Source organism: Sphingomonas sp. P3_C5, from assembly GCF_056402635.1.
On record NZ_JBFUHA010000003.1, the window covers coordinates 177,057 to 194,303 of the forward strand.

At 65.2% G+C, this 17,247-nt stretch carries 18 protein-coding genes; 10 read left to right on the forward strand and 8 right to left on the reverse strand.

The genetic code is table 11. The features are described 5' to 3' along the window. The first annotated feature begins 2 nt into the window (after positions 1-2). Positions 3-2,060 (forward strand): TonB-dependent receptor plug domain-containing protein, encoded by a 2,058-nt coding sequence (locus tag AC1DVS_RS09705; RefSeq protein ID WP_478022444.1) that lies wholly within the window; start codon positions 3-5, stop codon positions 2,058-2,060. Between the two features lie 79 nt (positions 2,061-2,139). On the opposite strand, the gene AC1DVS_RS09710 is transcribed toward AC1DVS_RS09705, so the two are convergent. Further along, positions 2,140-2,877, reverse strand: a complete 738-nt coding sequence (locus AC1DVS_RS09710; protein ID WP_478022446.1) for a hypothetical protein — start codon at positions 2,875-2,877, stop codon at positions 2,140-2,142. Between the two features lie 151 nt (positions 2,878-3,028). Here AC1DVS_RS09710 and AC1DVS_RS09715 point away from each other — a divergent pair, with 151 nt between their 5' ends. Beyond that, on the forward strand, positions 3,029-3,616 hold the full coding sequence (locus tag AC1DVS_RS09715; protein WP_478022448.1) for a P-loop nucleotide/nucleoside kinase family protein: 588 nt from the start codon (positions 3,029-3,031) through the stop codon (positions 3,614-3,616). A gap of 75 nt (positions 3,617-3,691) precedes the next feature. Here the strand turns inward: AC1DVS_RS09715 and AC1DVS_RS09720 are convergent, their stop codons facing one another. Next, positions 3,692-4,606 carry a lysostaphin resistance A-like protein gene (locus AC1DVS_RS09720; RefSeq protein WP_478022450.1) on the reverse strand — a complete coding sequence of 305 codons (915 nt, stop codon included), beginning with the start codon at positions 4,604-4,606 and terminating at the stop codon, positions 3,692-3,694. 262 nt (positions 4,607-4,868) lie between these two features. On the opposite strand from AC1DVS_RS09720, the gene AC1DVS_RS09725 reads away from it, so the two are divergent. Continuing rightward, positions 4,869-5,144, forward strand: a complete 276-nt coding sequence (locus AC1DVS_RS09725; protein ID WP_478022452.1) for a GlsB/YeaQ/YmgE family stress response membrane protein — start codon at positions 4,869-4,871, stop codon at positions 5,142-5,144. A 427-nt stretch (positions 5,145-5,571) separates the two neighbouring features. Here AC1DVS_RS09725 and AC1DVS_RS09730 read toward each other — a convergent pair whose 3' ends face one another. Next, positions 5,572-6,051, reverse strand: a complete 480-nt coding sequence (locus AC1DVS_RS09730) for an Lrp/AsnC ligand binding domain-containing protein (protein WP_478022454.1) — start codon at positions 6,049-6,051, stop codon at positions 5,572-5,574. Between the two features lie 108 nt (positions 6,052-6,159). Between AC1DVS_RS09730 and putA the strand changes: the two genes are divergently transcribed. Continuing rightward, positions 6,160-9,261 carry a bifunctional proline dehydrogenase/L-glutamate gamma-semialdehyde dehydrogenase PutA gene (gene putA, locus AC1DVS_RS09735; RefSeq protein WP_478022456.1) on the forward strand — a complete coding sequence of 1,034 codons (3,102 nt, stop codon included), beginning with the start codon at positions 6,160-6,162 and terminating at the stop codon, positions 9,259-9,261. 182 nt (positions 9,262-9,443) lie between these two features. Here putA and AC1DVS_RS09740 read toward each other — a convergent pair whose 3' ends face one another. Then, positions 9,444-10,226, reverse strand: coding sequence for a dimethylarginine dimethylaminohydrolase family protein (locus tag AC1DVS_RS09740; protein ID WP_478022457.1), 783 nt, complete (start codon positions 10,224-10,226; stop codon positions 9,444-9,446). 172 nt (positions 10,227-10,398) lie between these two features. Between AC1DVS_RS09740 and AC1DVS_RS09745 the strand changes: the two genes are divergently transcribed. Further along, positions 10,399-10,569 carry a hypothetical protein gene (locus tag AC1DVS_RS09745; RefSeq protein WP_478022459.1) on the forward strand — a complete coding sequence of 57 codons (171 nt, stop codon included), beginning with the start codon at positions 10,399-10,401 and terminating at the stop codon, positions 10,567-10,569. 36 nt (positions 10,570-10,605) lie between these two features. Here the strand turns inward: AC1DVS_RS09745 and AC1DVS_RS09750 are convergent, their stop codons facing one another. Continuing rightward, positions 10,606-11,898: an MFS transporter gene (locus AC1DVS_RS09750; RefSeq protein WP_478022461.1), complete on the reverse strand. Its 1,293-nt coding sequence runs from the start codon at positions 11,896-11,898 to the stop codon at positions 10,606-10,608. Positions 11,899-12,029: 131 nt separating this feature from the next. On the opposite strand from AC1DVS_RS09750, the gene pgsA reads away from it, so the two are divergent. The 3 genes from pgsA to AC1DVS_RS09765 are packed head-to-tail and all read left to right on the forward strand — an operon-like array spanning position 12,030 to position 13,286. Then, positions 12,030-12,581 (forward strand): CDP-diacylglycerol--glycerol-3-phosphate 3-phosphatidyltransferase, encoded by a 552-nt coding sequence (gene pgsA, locus AC1DVS_RS09755; RefSeq protein WP_478022462.1) that lies wholly within the window; start codon positions 12,030-12,032, stop codon positions 12,579-12,581. A 4-nt stretch (positions 12,582-12,585) separates the two neighbouring features. Then, positions 12,586-12,843, forward strand: coding sequence for a molybdopterin converting factor subunit 1 (moaD, locus tag AC1DVS_RS09760; protein WP_478022464.1), 258 nt, complete (start codon positions 12,586-12,588; stop codon positions 12,841-12,843). After that, positions 12,840-13,286 (forward strand): molybdenum cofactor biosynthesis protein MoaE, encoded by a 447-nt coding sequence (locus tag AC1DVS_RS09765; RefSeq protein ID WP_478022465.1) that lies wholly within the window; start codon positions 12,840-12,842, stop codon positions 13,284-13,286. The genes moaD and AC1DVS_RS09765 overlap by 4 nt, the downstream gene beginning before the upstream one ends. On the opposite strand, the gene AC1DVS_RS09770 is transcribed toward AC1DVS_RS09765, so the two are convergent. Beyond that, on the reverse strand, positions 13,283-13,894 hold the full coding sequence (locus AC1DVS_RS09770; RefSeq protein WP_478022467.1) for a fasciclin domain-containing protein: 612 nt from the start codon (positions 13,892-13,894) through the stop codon (positions 13,283-13,285). The genes AC1DVS_RS09765 and AC1DVS_RS09770 overlap by 4 nt on opposite strands. An 81-nt stretch (positions 13,895-13,975) precedes the next feature. Further along, entirely contained in the window at positions 13,976-14,875 is a 900-nt protein-coding gene (locus tag AC1DVS_RS09775) for a hydrogen peroxide-inducible genes activator (protein WP_478022468.1), read from the reverse strand. Positions 14,876-15,023: 148 nt separating this feature from the next. Between AC1DVS_RS09775 and AC1DVS_RS09780 the strand changes: the two genes are divergently transcribed. Together AC1DVS_RS09780 and ahpD are read left to right on the forward strand one after the other, a co-directional pair. Then, a complete protein-coding gene (locus AC1DVS_RS09780; RefSeq protein ID WP_478022470.1) occupies positions 15,024-15,566 on the forward strand; it encodes a peroxiredoxin in 543 nt (180 codons plus the stop codon). 232 nt (positions 15,567-15,798) lie between these two features. Beyond that, on the forward strand, positions 15,799-16,320 hold the full coding sequence (gene ahpD / locus AC1DVS_RS09785; RefSeq protein WP_478022472.1) for an alkylhydroperoxidase, AhpD family: 522 nt from the start codon (positions 15,799-15,801) through the stop codon (positions 16,318-16,320). A gap of 43 nt (positions 16,321-16,363) precedes the next feature. On the opposite strand, the gene AC1DVS_RS09790 is transcribed toward ahpD, so the two are convergent. After that, positions 16,364-17,134, reverse strand: a complete 771-nt coding sequence (locus AC1DVS_RS09790; protein ID WP_478022474.1) for a sulfite exporter TauE/SafE family protein — start codon at positions 17,132-17,134, stop codon at positions 16,364-16,366. Positions 17,135-17,247 lie beyond the last annotated feature (113 nt).

Below are 17,247 nucleotides of genomic sequence, written 5' to 3' on the forward strand. Positions count from 1 at the left end.
ACATGTGGACTTTCCGAATGACCAGCCTGGTCGCCGCGGCACTGGCCGCCGGCGGCGCGCAGCAATCCATGGCGCAGCAGGCGAGCGAAGCCGCCGCACCGGACAAATATCCGGCAAGCTATTTCGAGCGCTTCCACCCCAATAGCGCGCTCGATATGGTCCGGCGCCTGCCGGGCTTCACCTTTCAGCCCGGCGATCCGACCCTGCGCGGCATGGCTGAATCCGCCGGTAACGTCGTGATCGACGGCAAGCGCATTGCCGACAAGACCTTCAAGCTCGAGGATGTGCTCGATCGCATCCCCGCATCGCAGGTCGACCGCATCGAGCTGATCCGCGGCGGCGCGCCCGGCATCGATATGCTCGGCCAGCCGGTCGTCGCCAACATCATCCGCCGCGTCGCCGCCGGGGGCAGTGCGGCGGTCACGCTGAGCAGCGGCATCTATCTCGACGGCCGCGTCACGCCCGGCATCACGATCGAGCGTTCGCGCACCTCGGGGGACGGTCACAGCCTGTCGTTCAGCGCCTCGGTGTCCCGCTATGTCGAAGTCAACAAGGGCGATGGTCATCGCTCGCGCATCGGCCCTGATGGCGGCCTGATCGAACAGGCCCGCGTCAAAGCGGCGGCCGGCGGCACGACCGGCTATGCCCAGGCGGCGGGCGAGCTGCCGGCGCTCGGCGGACAGCTCCGGCTGAACGGCACGGTCACCTGGACTGACTATCGCGATCACCAGGAAGACCGCGCCTTCTTCCCCACGCCCGTCACCACCACGCTCGACGAGGATCTCGGCGGTGTCGCCGGCGGCCAGGCGGCCGGCGAAATCGGCGCGCACCTCACGCGGTCCTTCGGCAGCCGGCTGGACACTGAAACCACAGTCTCCGGCAGATTGGGGCGAAAGAGCTACAAGTCCCTATCCCAGGCACCCGGCGCGCGCCTCTCCTTCGACGAGGATGATCGCACCGCCGAAGTCCTCGGCAGGGTCCAGATGCGCTACCACGCAGCCAAGGCGCTGACCCTGGCGCTTGATCTGGAAGGCGCTTTCAACAGCCTCGACACAAGCAGCGCGCTTGCCTTCAACGCCTTCGCGATCCCGCTCCCCAATGGCGATGCGCACGTCACCGAAACGCGCGGCGAAGCCGGCCTCCTCGCGACTTGGCAGGCCTCGCCCAAACTCGAAGTGCAGGCCGGCATGCATATCGAAGCCTCGAGGATCAGCGCCGAATCCGAAGTTGATCAGCGCAACAGCTACACCTTCCTGAAGCCGAACCTCCATTTCACCTGGACTCCGGCAAAGGGCCACCAGATCCGGCTCCGTGCCGAGCGCACCGCCGGCCAGCTCGATTTCGCCAATTTCATCGCCGCCGCCAGCCTCGACAAGGGCGTGGTCTCCGCAGGCAATACAGCGCTTCGGCCGGACAGCGCCTGGCTGGTGGAAGCCGCTTATGATCTGCGCACGTCCTCGCGCTTCAACCTGTCGCTCACCTATCGGCACAGCTGGCTCCGCGACGTGATCGACCGCGTCCCGGTGCGCGCACCGGGCGCTGCCAGGGCGTCGTTCGACGCGCCAGGAAACATTGGCTCGGGCAGCGAGGATCTGGTCTCAATCGACACGACGATCCCGCTCGGCCGATTGCTGAGCAAGAGCGAACTCAAGCTGAGCGCGACCTACCGCCATTCCTCGGTGACCGATCCGACGACCGGCCGCGAGCGGCACGTATCGGCCAGCAAGCCCTTTACGCTCACTGCCGATTTCCACCAGGACCTTCCCCGCCTCAAAGCGGCCTGGGGCGTCACGCTGGACAGCGGCTGGCACACCGACACCTACCGCTTCAACGAGGTGGACGCCGAGCGGGCCAGTGCCCTGCTGACCGTCTTTATCGACTATAATCCGAAGCCGAACCTGTCGTTCAGGGTCGAAGCGAGCGACCTCCTCGGCCGCCGCTATCGCCGCCTGATCGACTTTTACGACGGACCGCGCGGCAGTGATCCATTGCTGTATCGCGACGACCGCAGCTTGAGCCTTGGGCCGGCGGTCACGTTCAAGATGCGGCGGTCCTTTTGATGCCGATGCTCGCGCCGACGGCGCATGGGGCGGGTGATGATGCCTCACCTGGCATGAGGACAAGGGATCGTCACCCGTATCACCGGCGCTCGGGATTGAACGTCATCCCGTCGCCGACCTGGTCGATCGTCAGCAACGCGCGGGTCGGCAGCATCGACCAGCGCACCTTCTCCTGATCATTCTCGATCGAACCAAGGCCAGTGCGGACCTGGCGGGTGAGATAGTTGATGCTGAGCGTCTGCACCTCGCCGCTGTTGCGCTTGGTGTCGTTGGAGTCGAAGCCGATCAGGCGCAGCGCGCCCTGCTGCCAGCGGAACGTGAAGACGCTGTAGCCCATATCCCAACCGCCGGCGCTCATGAAAAGGCTGAGCCTGACCTGGAGTGCGCCGCGCTTGATCTCGATCCCGCCATCGATAACGCTATCGGCGGAGAACCAGTCCTCGGCGCACGGATTGTCACGGCGCGGCACGAGGCTGTGGTTCTGCATCGCCAGCCGGTACCCGCCGCCGGGCTGCGCCAGCACGATCGCCAGAATGCGAGGATTGGTGTCGAGCGTATCGCCACAAAACCCGCCCGGGTTGGGGATGATGTTGCGCGGGTCCCGCTGGTGGAACGCGAGGGCGAGATCGCTGAGGCCATCGCCGTTGAGATCGCCCGCCTGTTGCTGCTCCAGCGTCCAGCCTTTGGGCACGAAGGCCTTCGTATCTGGCCCAGCAGCAGCGATTACCGGGTAGCTTACGGGTGGTAGCGCGCGGTCCTGCGCTTGGGTGATGCCGGGTAGGAGTGACAGCGCGGCGGCGAGAAGCGGTTTCAGCATTGCCCTACTGTGACCTGCGCCGGCTCGAACGGCAATTGGCGCCTGGCGGCAGGGAATTCGGCGGCGTGTACAATCCGCTATTTCGAGGCGCGATACATGTGTCGCCAGCGCGCCCCTTGCACAGGGTCCGCAGACAGCGTCAAAGCAATGCGTGATTATAAATCTCAACGGATGGCCCGGTGTCGGCAAACTCACGATCGGCCTGGAATTGGCCGAACTTCTCGGTGCGCGGCTCCTCGACAATCACTCGCTGCTGAACATCGCCATAGCCCTTACCGATTATCCGACTGAGGCATATTATGAAGCCGTGCGCGCGCTCAGGGATGTGGCTTTTCGATGCGCACTTGCTCTGCCCCCCGGTACGCCCCTCATCTTCACGAGCGTCAACGCGACTGGGGGACTAACTGGCTTCGCGGAACAACACTGGGTCGCCGTTCGCGACCTCGCGGCGCAACGAGGCGTCCCGCTCGTGGCAATAACGCTGGAATGTGAGCCGGGCGAACGCGCGCGAAGAGTCGCCCAGCCCGAGCGCCGCGTCAGTAAAAAGCTCCGCGACCCGGCGCTTGTTGAGAGGATGATGATTGGCCGCGCCCTTTTCGATGAGGGTGCGGACTATCGGCATCTTGTGGACACGACGCTCGACGATCCGAAGACAAGCGCGAGCAAAATCGTAGCCTGGATACGAGATACCGTCGGACCTTCGAGTGACAGCCCACTCCTTGGATCCGGGTTCCGGTGACGATGCATTTATCTACTATCCTCGACCGTCCATGCCTACCTGACCTAGGCTGGCCCGGGCTTGAACAGCGTTGCTTCAATCAGGCGACGAACTTTCACCTTCCGGGGCCTGCACGCGGATAGCGCTGATCCAGACGCCCAGCAACGCAAGCGGCAGTAGGACCATGAAGCTGCCTTCCGGCCCGACCGATCCGCCGGTCAGCCATGTCGGGCCGTCGAAACTGGACGTCAGGAGGGACCCGGCGCTCTTCATGCCGCTGTCGGGCACGCCGAAGATGAAGGTCTGGGTGAAGTCCCAGGAGGCATGAACGCCCAGAGCGAACCAGAGGCCGCCCGTCTTCCGGACGCTGAACGCCATCAGCAGGCCGAACAGCCCCACCTGGACCACCCCGGTGGTGGACTCGTCCTGGTTGCCGAGATGCAAGGCGGCGAAGATCAGGCTGGTGATGATTGCCGCGGGCCAGAAGGAAATCGCGCGGCTGAGCTGGATCAGCGCATATCCCCGGAGCAAGCCTTCCTCGGCGATTGCCACCAGGGCGAAGAGCAGCGCGTAGCCGGCGCCATAGCCGGCAACGGTGCCCGCCGGCAGCGATGGCGCATGAACATGTACTGCGCCAAGCACAGCGATCGACACGATCAGCAGACTCATCATGGAGAAGCCGGCCGCGGCGCCGACAAGCACCTGGCGCGCTTTTGGCGGCCAGCCCCAGCCGAACCGGATCAGCGGTTCGCGGGTTAGAAGACCGAGAAGCACCGCGGGCAGGACGGTGCCCAACAACGCCAGAACGGCTTCCGACACCACCAGAGGCCAGAGCGACGGGCCGTCGGGGTCGATCTGGGGGTCGAAGGCCAGCGTTAGCACGATCGCCCCCACGATCGTCAGCGCAACGGCCGCCGCGAGAAAACCCAAAAAGCGAAGCAAGGCATAGCCGCGATCGGCGAGCCGCCGCGCGCGGGTCAGCGGATCTTCGGCACGGATGATTGTGAGCATGCGGCTGAACCAACTCCGTTTTCGACGAAACGGGATGGTCGAGCGCGCGCCGGGCCGTCAAGGTGGCGCGTGCGATTGCCGATGCAGCCGGCCCGGTTCGGTTTGGTGACACGTGCAACAACCCCTCAATTTTGGGAGGTCGATGCTTCGCGCAGGCAGACAGCCGCGATGTCCTGAAATCTCACCCGAGACCCGCCAACCGAACGACGGAACTGAATCCCCTCGGAACCGTCTCACGCCAGGGGCGAATTCGGAGAGCAGCATGCACACCACAATCCATGAGAGCGCGTTGCTGGCCTTCATCATCTGGATCGTGATCGGCGCCATCATCGGCTGGCTCGCCGGCCTGGTGGTCCAGGGTGGCGGGTTCGGTTTTGTCGTGGATGCCTTGATCGGCATTCTCGGGTCGGTCCTCGGCGGATGGCTTTTCCCGCGCCTCGGGATCCCGCTTGGCGGTGGGCTGACCGGGTCGATCCTTGCGTCCATCCTTGGCGCGGTGATTGTGGCGCTGGCGGTCCGCTTGTTGCGACGGATTTAGGGATATCGGTGACGGCGCAGGTATCTCTGCGATCTGGCAAACCAAAGCCGGCGCCGGCGCGCTCAATCGGCGATTTCACGCGGCTCCTCGATTCAAACCGAGGGCTCCCCATGGCAAGGTGAGGATCGGACGGAGCTTTCCCCAAAGTTCCGCCCCGCTCTTTCTCAGTCTTGAATATATGCACAGGGCGGCGCTGGCTGTTCCGCGGCAAAACAGCCAGCATGCTGGCTGTTAAGCTGGCTGTTACCTGGCTGTTATTCAATAACAGCCAGCCCTCGCGCAGCCATTTGAAAACGCGTCGAAAATTCAGCAGAAAAATCCAACATAACAGCCAGCAAAATTTTTCCGCGCGGAACACCCAGTAACAGCCAGCCAATCGCTCTGATTGAGGCCCGCGACTCGGCGCCGAACAGCCGCCTGAGCCTCCCTAAATCGGCAATCTTGTGGTGGCCTTCACCTCTTCGAGCACCGCATAGGTCCGCGTTTCACGCACGCCCGGGATGCTCGTCAGGATATCGCCGAGGAAGCCGCGATAGGCGGCCATGTCCGCCACCCGCACCTTCAGCAGATAGTCGAATCCGCCCGCGACCATATGGCATTCGAGCACCTCGGGAATGTCCGTCACCCTGGCCGCGAACGCCGTGAACACATCGTCGGTGGTGCGATCGAGCACCACTTCGACAAAGATCAGCAAGGCGCGCCTGAGCTTCGCCGGATCGAGCAAGGCGGTATAGCCGAGGATCACCCCGCTCGCCCGAAGCCGCTTCACCCGGTCGAAACAGGCGGCGGGCGACAGGCCGGCGCGGCTCGCCAGCTCCTGGTTCGTCATCCGCCCATCCTCCTGCAACAGCCGCAGGATGCGCAGGTCCACCGCGTCCACCGAAGCTTCCACAGTCCGGGCTGCCATATCTCTTCTTTCTTCGGAAAAGGTCGCGATATCACGAAGCACATTCAGCAGAAACAGGCGTATTGACGTAAATCATTCAATCCAACACCCGCTTCCAAAGGAATCCCGATGCCGCGCTCGCCCTGGGACATGATCGACGACGTCAAATATCAGGACGAGACCGCCGCGATCGCGGGTCTGCTCGCGCGCCAGCCCTTGTCGGCGGCGGATCGCAAGGCTGTGGTGAAGGAGGCGGCCGCCCTGGTCGTGTCGGCGCGGACGGCTGCGGGCAAGCAGGGCGTGGTCGAGGATTTCCTCAAGCAATTCTCGCTCGGCACGCGCGAGGGGCTCGCGCTGATGTGCCTCGCCGAGGCGCTGCTGCGCACCCCCGATCCCGAAACGCGGGACCGGCTGATCGCCGAGAAGATCGGCTCGGCTGACTGGGCCGCACATATCGGCCGCTCGGACAGCCTGTTCGTCAACGCCTCCACCTGGGGCCTGTTGCTCACCGGCAAGCTGGTCGACGCCGACGAGGCGGCGAAGAAGGATCTGGGCGGCTATATCAAGCGCATCGCCACCCGGATCGGCGAGCCGGTGATCCGCCAGGCGGTCGGCGCCGCGGTCAAGATGATGGGCGAGCAGTTCGTGCTCGGCCGCACCATCGAGGCGGCGCTCGCCCGCGCCGCGCGCGAGGACACGCTCTGCTCGTTCGATATGCTGGGCGAGGGCGCGCGCACCGAAGCCGATGCCGAGCGCTATGAGCGCATCTATGCCGATGCGATCGAGGCAGTCGGTGCGGCGGCCGGCGGCATGGGGCCGGAGCGCGGGCACGGCGTCTCGGTCAAGCTCTCCGCGCTCTGCCCGCGCTATGAGGCGGTGCAGCCGGATCGGGTTTGGGATGAGCTTTATCCGCGCATCAAGCGCCTCGCGCTGATCGCCGCCCGCCATGATCTCAACTTCGCGATCGATGCCGAGGAGGCCGACCGCCTCGTCCCTTCGCTCGAGCTGGTCGACCGCCTCGTGCGCGAGCCCGAACTCGGCGCCTGGACCGGCCTCGGCGTGGTCGTGCAGGCCTATCAGAAGCGCGCCCCTCTGGTCATCGCCGGCCTCGCCCGCCTCGCGCAGGAGTCCGGGCGGCGGATCATGGTCCGGCTGGTCAAGGGCGCCTATTGGGACAGCGAGATCAAGCGCGCCCAGGTCGCCGGCCTGCCCGATTATCCGGTCTACACCACCAAGGCGGCGACCGATCTGTCCTATATCGTCTGCGCCAAGGCGTTGATCGATGCGGCGCCGTCGCTCTATCCGCAATTCGCCAGCCACAATGCCCATACCGTCGCCGCGGTCCGCCGCATGGCCGATGCCGCCGGCGTCCGGATCGAGCATCAGCGGCTCCACGGCATGGGCGAGGCGCTCTATGCCGGCGTCGCCGAGCACTATGGCGACATTACCTTACGCGCCTATGCCCCGGTCGGCGGGCATGAGGAGCTGCTGCCCTATCTCGTCCGCCGCCTGCTCGAGAACGGCGCCAATACCGGCTTCGTCCACGCCCTGCTCGATGAGACCATCCCCGCCGAGGATGTGGTGCGAGATCCGGTCGCGATCGTCGAGGCGCACCCGCGCGCCCATGCCCGCATCCCGCTCCCCCGCGCGCTGTACGGGTCGGCCCGGCTGAACTCGATCGGGCGCGATTATGCGATGGAGTCGGCGCGGGCGACTGCGGCTGAGGCGCTCATCGCGGTGCGTGCCGAGAAGCTCCGCGCCGGGCCGATCGTCGGCGGCAAGCTCGTCGCCCGGCCAGCGGTCGCGGTGACCAACCCGGCCGATCGCAAGCAGATGGTAGGCGAAGTCGGCAGCGCCACTGTCGCCGATATCGATTCAGCCGCCAAGCTCGCCCGCAAGGCCCAGCCGCGCTGGAATGCACTCACCGGTACCGGCCGCGCCAAAGTGCTGCGGGCCATGGCCGATGCGCTCGAAGGCGAGACGGACCGCCTCGTCGCGCTCCTGTCGCGCGAAGCCGGCAAGACGCTGGACGACGGCGTCGCCGAGGTCCGCGAGGCAGTCGATTTCTGCCGCTACTACGCCATGCTGGCCGAGCGCCAGTTCGCCGCGCCCGATGTGCTTGACGGCCCGGTCGGCGAGGTCAACCAGCTCTCGCTGCACGGCCGCGGTACCTTTGCCTGCATCTCGCCCTGGAACTTCCCGCTGGCGATCTTCACCGGCCAGATCGCCGCCGCGCTGGCCGCCGGCAACGCCGTCCTCGCCAAGCCCGCTGAGCAGACCCCACTGATCGCCGCCGAGGCAGTCCGCCTCTTCCACCGCGCGGGGCTCGATCCGGCCCTGCTCGCGCTGCTGCCCGGCGACGGCGCAGTGGTCGGCGCGGCCCTGGTCTCGCATCCGGGCATCGACGGCGTCGCCTTTACCGGGGGCACTGACACCGCCCGCGCGATCAACCGAGCGCTCGCCGATCGCCCCGGCCCGATCCTGCCCTTCATCGCCGAGACCGGTGGCCTGAACGGCATGTTCGTCGACTCGACCGCACTCCGCGAGCAGGTCGTCGACGACGTGATCCAATCGGCCTTCGGCTCGGCCGGCCAGCGCTGCTCGGCCCTCCGCCTTCTCTATCTCCCTAACGACACCGCCGACGACATCATCGCCACCCTCGTCGGCGCGCTGGAGGCGCAGGTGCTGGGCGATCCTTCCGATCCGGCTACCGATATCGGCCCGGTCATCGACGAGGAAGCGCGCGCCGCCCTGGTCGATCATGTCGGCCGGCTGGAGCGCGAAGCGAAGATCCTCGCCCGCCTCGAACCCGGCCCGCTCGCCGCCAGGGGCAGCTTCTTCGGCCCCATCATCGCCGAGGTGCCGAGCCCGGATTTCCTCGAACGCGAGGTGTTCGGCCCGATCCTCCACATCTATCGCTATGATCCGGCCGATCTCCGCAAGATCGCAGGCAAGCTCGCCGCACGCGGCTACGGCCTGACGCTCGGCGTCCACAGCCGTATCGACCGCTTCGCCGACGAAGTCAGCGCGCTTGTCCCCGCCGGCAATGTCTATGTGAACCGCTCGATCATCGGCGCAGTGGTCGGCGTCCAACCCTTCGGCGGCGAGGGCCTGTCCGGCACCGGCCCCAAGGCCGGCGGCCCCCACGCCCTCCTCCGCTACGCCCTGGAGCGCGCGGTCTCGGTCAACATCGCCGCACAAGGAGGAGACCCTGCACTCCTCAACCTGTGAGCCGCTTTTCTCCCTCTCCCATCGGGAGAGGGAAGGGGCCCGTGCGAAGCACGGGAAGGGTGAGGGTGACCGGCACGACCGTCTCGCCCTCAACCTCACCCCGCGCTGCTACGCAGCTTGCCCCTCTCCTGAAAAGGAGAGGGGAAGAAGGGCGCCCACACCATGTATGAATTGGACGGCACTCAGCCCCGCGCCTTCCAGCGCAGCGACATGCACGACAGCCCGGCATCGATCCGGCTGATATGGTCGGTGGAAACCGCGATCACGTCATATTCCTTCGCAAGCCGGTCCACCGTGCGGCGATACTGGCCGGCGACCAGCAGCCGGGCATTGACCCGGAGCGCATTGGCGGCGCCTTCCTCGCCCGGCTCGGTGACGATCACCCGGAAGCGGTCGAAGCGCCCGCTCGCGGCGCCGGCCGGCGTCGTCAGCACCGTCTCGTCGTCGATCAGGCTCCCGGCCGTCTTCAGGTGCAGTGCGCCCTTGGGCGGCTCGATCACCCGCGCGGCCCGGCCGAGCCGGTCGAGTGCCGCCACCAGGCTGTTCGCGCCCTCGCGGTCAGTGCGGCCCGAGAGCCCGATCAGCACCAGGTCAGGCGTCACCATCACGTCGCCGCCATCGGCATGGCCGGCGGCGAGCGTCTCGACCACCGCGAAGTGCCGCCTGAGCGCGGGCGCGAGATGCTCGGCCTCCGCCGCGCGCGTCGGCGCGCCCGGCCGCAACAGCACAGCGCCCTCGGTAAAGACCAGAGCCGGGTCCTCGACGAACACCGAATCGGGAAAAGCCTCGAGCGGATCGAGCATCTCCACCGTCACGCCGGCCTCGGCGAGCGCCTCGGCATAATGCTGATGCTCGGCGAGAACCCCTTCATAGGTCGGGGCGGGGCCGTTGCCCGCGGTCAGGCCATTGACGACCGAGCGGCCGGGGCGGCGGAGCAGGGCGGTATCGAAATCATGACAGCTCATCGCCCCTGTCTAGCTGACACGAGCGCTGAGAGAAGCACCTTGTTCGCCGTGGCCGATGCAGCACCCCGGTTTTTGTTCCATGGAAATCGGCGCTGTGGGAGTCCCGCAATTGGACGCCCGTTAACTGCACTCTTTGCTGGCCTGAATCGTAAACAGCGCGTTAACTGTTGGCATGCAACGCCTGTTCGCCCTCGTGGCTCCAGCCACCCGCCACCCCTTCCGTCACACCATGGCCGTCAAGGGGGCCATCGAAAGAAGGCGACGCAACGACGATCAGGATCTCAAGCTGTTCGCGATGAGCTTCACCGCCTTCTTCATCTGCATCTACACCTTCATTTTCTAAAGGTCGGGCATCTTCTGAAGGTCGCGGGTAGGCGCCCTAATCGCAGGCGAGGTGCAGCTTCTGGGCAAGCCACGCCGAGGCGACGCACATGCCCGCGACCAGGAACAGCACATTCTCGGGCGACATGCCTAGTGCCGAGATCCCGGCCACGCCCAGCGCGCCCAGCACCATCGCGCCTGAATTCACGATATTGTTGGCGGCCACGGTGCGTGCGGTCTGGTCCCTGGTGACGGTCGTGGTCAGGAAGGCATAGAGCGGCACGACGAAGATGCCGCCGGTGATGGCGATCCCCATCAGCACCAGCACCAGCGGGACGGCGCGGGGCAGGGTGAAGAACTCGAGCATCCCGTAAAGATGATGCGGGTCCGCCGGCATGTCCCAGGTGCGCACCAGCAGCGAGAAGACCACGATCAGGGCGCCCATCGTGATCACCGCGGCGGGCGCGTATTTGGCGGAGGTCTTCCCCTTGAGCAGCGCGTTGATCGCCACCGAGCCGATCGCGATGCCGATCGAGAACATCGCGGTGAGCGTGCTGTACACCCGCGGATCGGCGGCCAGCGCGTTCTTGATCAGGGGTGGGAACAGCACGATCAGCACCGTCCCGATCATCCAGAAAAAGCTGATGGCGAGAATGGCGAGGAACAGGCGCGGGATGTGCATCGTCGCGCTGACCAGCCGCCAGGACGCGGTGATCGGGTTATAGTTGATCTCCAGTTCGGCGCCCTCGCGCGGCGCCGGCGGCACCCGTCCTGCGATAATCCGGCCAATGATGGCGACCGCGAAGGTGAGGATCAGCGCCTGGTCAATCGACAGCCATCCCGCCGCGATGGTGCCGAGCAGGATGGCGAGATAGGTCGATGCCTCCACCATCCCGGTGCCGCCGAGCACTTCATCGCCGTGAAGGTGCTGCGGCAGGATCGCGTATTTGATCGGGCCGAAAAAGGTCGAGTGGATGCCGAGGCACAGCACCGCGAACAGCATGATGCCGATGCCGATATGGGTATGCCCCGCCCGCGCAAGGATCAGGCCGAGCCCGCCCACCACCATGATCGCGATCTCCGCTGACTTCACGATGCGGATGATCTTCGTCTTGTCGTTGGTGTCGGCGAGCTGTCCCGCCAGCGCGGAGAGGAGGAAGAAGGGCACGAGGCTGAAGCCGGTCGCGATCGAGCTGAAGCCCTGTTCGGCCTGCCTGTCGTGCAGCACATGATAGGTGACGAACAGCACCATCATCTGTTTGAACAGGTTGTCGTTGAATGCCCCCAGGAACTGGGTGGCGAAAAGCGGCAGGAATCGGCGCTCCTTCAATAGCCCGAGCGCACCATGCATGATTTTGATTAGGTCCCAGTTGCCGCTAAAAACGTGGCGCCCCGCATAGACGAGGGGCGCCCCCGCCAGCAAGGCGCTTGTTCCAGCCGGGCTTTCGCCGCACGCCGGGGCCGTCTAGGGATGGATGCGCCATGTTGACACTTCCCAATCTGCTCACCCTGTCGCGGATTTTCGCGGTACCGCTCCTGGTCTGGACATTATGGTGGCCGCATTGGCCGACCGGCTATGCGATAGCCTTCGCGCTGTATTGTCTGATGGGCATCACCGATTATTTCGACGGTTATCTGGCGCGCGCCCAGGGTGCGGTGTCGAAGCTCGGCATTTTTCTCGACCCGATCGCAGACAAGATCATGGTCGCGGCGGTCATCCTGATGCTGGTCGCCACGCACGACATTTCCGGGCTGAGCCTGATCGCCAGCATGATCATCCTGCTGCGCGAGATCGCCGTTTCTGGCCTGCGCGAGTTCATGGCGCAGCTCCAGGTGTCGGTGCCGGTATCGCAGCTCGCCAAATGGAAGACGACGCTCCAGCTGGTCTCACTGGGCGGGCTGATCCTCGCCGGTGCGGTGCCGGCCTGGCCCTGGCTGCAGACCGCGAGCATCGCCGCGCTCTGGGGTGCGGCGGCGCTGACGCTCGTCACCGGCTGGGATTATCTGCGCGTCGGCCTGAAGCATATGGATTGAGCTGGTGGCGATCGACCTGCTCTATTTCTCCTGGGTGCGCGAGGCGATCGGCACCGGGAGCGAAACCCTCGATCCGCCCAAAGGCCTGGCCAGCGTCAGCGATCTTGTCGACTGGCTGGCGACCCGAAGCGAAGGCCATGCCCGCGCCTTTGCCGATCGCGCCCGGTTGCGGGCCGCGGTCGATCAGGTCTTCGTGCCGCTCGATGCGCCGCTGGGCCGCGCGCGCGAGGTCGCGATCTTCCCGCCGGTAACCGGGGGATGATTCGCGTTTCGGTCCAGAGCGAGCCACTCGACGTCGCGGCTGAAATCGGCCTCCTTGCGGGTCCGGGCGTTGGGGGGATCGCAACCTTCACCGGCGTAGTCCGCGCCGATGACGGTGTCAGCGCGCTCGAGCTCGAACATTATCCAGGCGCGACCGAGGCTGCGCTCCGCACCCTGGCGGACGAAGCGGCGGGACGCTGGAGCCTGGACGCAGCCATCATCACCCACCGCGTCGGGGTGATGCATCCAGGCGATCTGGTCGTGTTCGTCGGCACGGCTGCCGCCCACCGTGCCGCTGCGCTCGAATCCTGCGCCTATCTCATCGACCGCCTCAAGACCGAGGCTCCGTTCTGGAAGCGCGAAACCCGGGGCGATCAGGCAAGCTGGGTTGAGCCGCGCGACAGTGACACGGTCGCCGCCGCGCGGTGGAGCCGCGACGACTAACCGAGCTTTGGGATCAGCACGCCGTTGACGACATGGACGATGCCGTTCGACTGGTGAACGTCCGGCGTCTCGATATAGCTCTTGTTGCCGTTGACGTCGGTCAGCAGAAAAGCGCCGCCCGGATTGGTCACGGTGATCGGCTCGCCCTCGACCGTCGTCAACGTGGCGGTGCCGCCACCGGCCTTGATGCGCTCGCTCAGATCGTAAAGCGTGATGGTGCCCGGCACGACGTGATAGGTCAGCACCTTGGCCAAAGCCGCCTTGTTCGCCGGCTTCATGAGATTGTCGAGATTGCCTGGCGCAAGGCGGCCGAACGCCTCGTTGGTTGGTGCGAACACGGTATATGGGCCGGGCCCGGACAAGGTCGAGATCAGATCGGCGGCCTTTGTGACGTTGACGAGTGTCGTGAGATTGGGCGCCGCGGCAAGGTTGGTACCGATCGGCTTGGCGGCGTCCAGGACAGCGCCGCCGACTGGTGGGTTGGGTGCGGCGTTAGTGGGGGCGGTAGTGGCCGGCGTTGCCTGAGGTGCTTGCGCCTCAATGGCGGAGGCGGTCATGGCGAGCAGGCTGGCAGCGGTGGTTAGGAAAAAGGTACGGGAAAGCTTCATCAGTCACTCCGTGATCGACATGGATTTTCCAAAAACGCAGCTTTCACGGTAGGGTTCAAAGCCTGAACGGCTTCCGAACCATCACTGCGCTTCGGCAAGGACCTTGGCGAGCAGGTGGAAATCCTTTTCGCGCGGAGATGCGCGGCGCCAGACCAGTGCGATCCGCCGTGCCGGATTTGCGGCGTCGAGCGGTCGGGCGGTCAGGCCGGTATGATCGAGGATACCTGCCTTCAGCGCCATCTCGGGCAACATCGTCACGCCCAGGCCGTTATCGACCATCTGGACGATGGTGTGGAGCGAGGTGCCGAGCATCGTCGCCTCGGCGCGCAGCTCGGGCCGGTTGCACGCAGCGAGCGCATGGTCCTTCAGGCAATGCCCGTCCTCGAGCAGCAACAACCGCGTCTCGTCGATATCGGCGGCCTTGATCGCCCTTGATGCGTCGCCGATCTCGGCTTCGGGGCCGGCGACGAACAGCCGGTCCTCGAACAGGAACTGCGAAGAAACATCGCCGCAGCCATAAGGCAAAGCGAGCAGCACGCAGTCGGTGCGGCCATTGTGCAGGCCCTCACAGGCGGCTGCGCTTGGCTCCTCGCGCAGGAACAATTTGAGGTCGGGATAATCGCGCCGCAGCCGGGGCAGGATGTGGGGCAGCATGAAGGGGGCGATCGTTGGGATCACGCTCATGCGCATCTCGCCCGAGAGCGGCCGGCCAGCGGCGCGCGCGAGATCGCCCAGTTCTTCCGCCTCACGCAGAACGCGGCGTGCCTTGTCGGCGATACGGTCGCCGAGCGGCGTGAACCGGACGACGCGGCGGGTTCGCTCGACGAGAGTCACCCCGATCAACGTCTCGAGTTCGCGGATTCCGGCCGACAGCGTTGATTGGGTCACAAAGCACGCATCGGCCGCTCGCCCGAAATGACCATGGTCCTTCAGCGCGACCAGATATTGCAGCTGCTTCAATGTCGGCAGATAGGTAGCCATAATCGTCTCACTCGATCAACATCGCCTAAATAACCTGTTGGATCGATTAAAAGCCAGCTCTATATGCGGCGCAGCACAGACGGCGAATCAATCGCCGCGCCTGCGAGGATGTCCGATCGGCCGACCCAATTCTTGAGGAGGCCCAAAAATGCTCACTGTCGGCGACACGCTCCCCGATTTCACCGTTCCCGTTCAGCAAGGCGTCGATGCGCTCCCGGCCGGCGAGACGCTCAGCCAGGATGCCTTCCCGGGCAAGTGGAAGGTTTTGTTCTACTGGCCGAAGGACTTCACCTTCGTCTGCCCGACCGAGATCGTCGGCTATGCCGCGCTCAAGGACGATTTCGCAGATCGCGATGCCGTGCTGATCGGTGCCTCGACCGACACCAGCCATGTTCACCTCGCCTGGCGCAAGTCGGATCCAGATCTCGCGGCTGCCGACTTCCCGTGGCTCGCTGACAATGGCGCGGTTCTCGCGTCGAAGCTCGGCATCCTCGATAAGGACGCGCATGTCGCCTACCGCGCGACCTTCATCATCGATCCCGACAATGTCATCCAGGCGGTGCAGGTCAACGGCCTGAACGTCGGCCGCAACCCGGCCGAGACGCTCCGCGTCCTCGACGCGCTGCAGACCGACGAGCTTTGCCCGTGCAACTGGAACAAGGGCGACGACGTCCTGAAGGTTGCTGCGTAAGCGCTACTTATTCCCCTCCCGCTTGCGGGAGGGGAGTGGTTGGACCCGGATGGGTCAATCATGCCCCCGGCATGATTGAGAAATGCCCGGGGGGCATTTCGACCCTCCGGGTGCAACCACTGGGAGGGCGTGTCCGCACAAGCGGCGCGCCCTTTTCTATCTCACAGGCCCTCCCCCGACCCCTCCCGCAAGCGGGAGGGGAGAAGGCAGGAGGGGAGGAAGAAGGATTCTTATGTCTCTGAAAGACTTCGCGGGCACCTTGCCCGATTTCGCCAAGGATATCCGGCTGAATGTCGGCTCGCTGCTCAACGAGCAGCATCTGCCCGATCAGCAGAAGTTCGGCCTGCTCCTCACCTGCGCGCACGCCACCGGCTACAAGCCTCTGGTCGACGTGACCGAGGCTGAAGTCGCCGAGAAGCTCTCGCCTGAAGCTGCCAACGCGGCACGCGCGGCTGCTGCGGTGATGGCGATGAACAATGTCTATTACCGGTTCACCCATCTCGCCGGGAATCAGGAATATCGCAACATGCCGGCCAAGCTGCGCATGAACGTGATCGGCGCGCCGGGCATCGACAAGGTCGATTTCGAGCTGTTCAGCCTCGCCGTCAGCGCGATGAATGGCTGCGGCATGTGCATCGATGCGCACGAGACTGTGCTGAAAAAGGCGGGCGCGACAGCCGAAGCGATTCAGACAGCGGTGCGGATCGGCGCGGTGATGAAGGCGGTCGCGACCGTGCATGCGGCGGTGAACTAAATCCCGCTCCCGCTTGCGGGAGGGGAGTAAGAAGACGGGGGCTTTATTTCGAGAGCGCCGACCAGATCGTGTAAGCGCTGGTCACCGTCAGCAGTACGCCGACCATCGCCATCAGCAGCCGGGCCGGTACGCGTTTGGCGAGGAGCCCCCCAAACGGAGCTGCGATCAGGCCGCCGATCAGCAGGCCGACGGTCTGCAGCGTGAACGCCGCAAACCCCATCGTTCCGATGAACGTCGCCGAGATCGTCGTGGTCAGGAAGAATTCCGACGTGTTGACGGTGCCGATCGTCGTGCGCGGGCTGGCGCCCTGGACCAGCAGGTTCGAGGTTACGACCGGGCCCCAGCCGCCACCACCGGCGGCATCGAGGAACCCGCCGACCAGTCCCAACGGCTCGATGATCTTCGGTTCGCGCGGCTCGACCTTCCCGCGCCAGGCACGGTACAGCAGGTAAAGGCCGATCGATGCGAGATAAGCCATGACGAACGGCTTCGCGACCGAAGCGTCGATATTGCTCAGCACATAAGCGCCCAGAGCGCCGCCGATCATCCCGGGAATGACGAGCCTGCGGAAAAGCTTCCAGTTCACATTGCGGTGATAGACATGACTGATCCCGGACGCGGCTGTGGTGAAGGTCTCGACCGCATGCACGCTGGCCGAGGCAAGCGCGGGCGGCAGACCGAGGATGCTGACCAGCAAAGTGTTGTTGATGACGCCGAACGCCATGCCGAGTGCGCCATCGACCATCTGCGCAGCAAACCCGACAGCGATGAAGGGCAGCATCGCCTCGAAAGTCGCGAGCGAAACGTCGAACATCAAAGACCTCTCCGCGACTGATTACGAGCCGAAATCGCCCGATAAGTTAAATCCTACAAGCTGGATAGGGTTTGTGCCCGAGAAGTTAGCGACAAGCTGGTCCTTTAATTCGC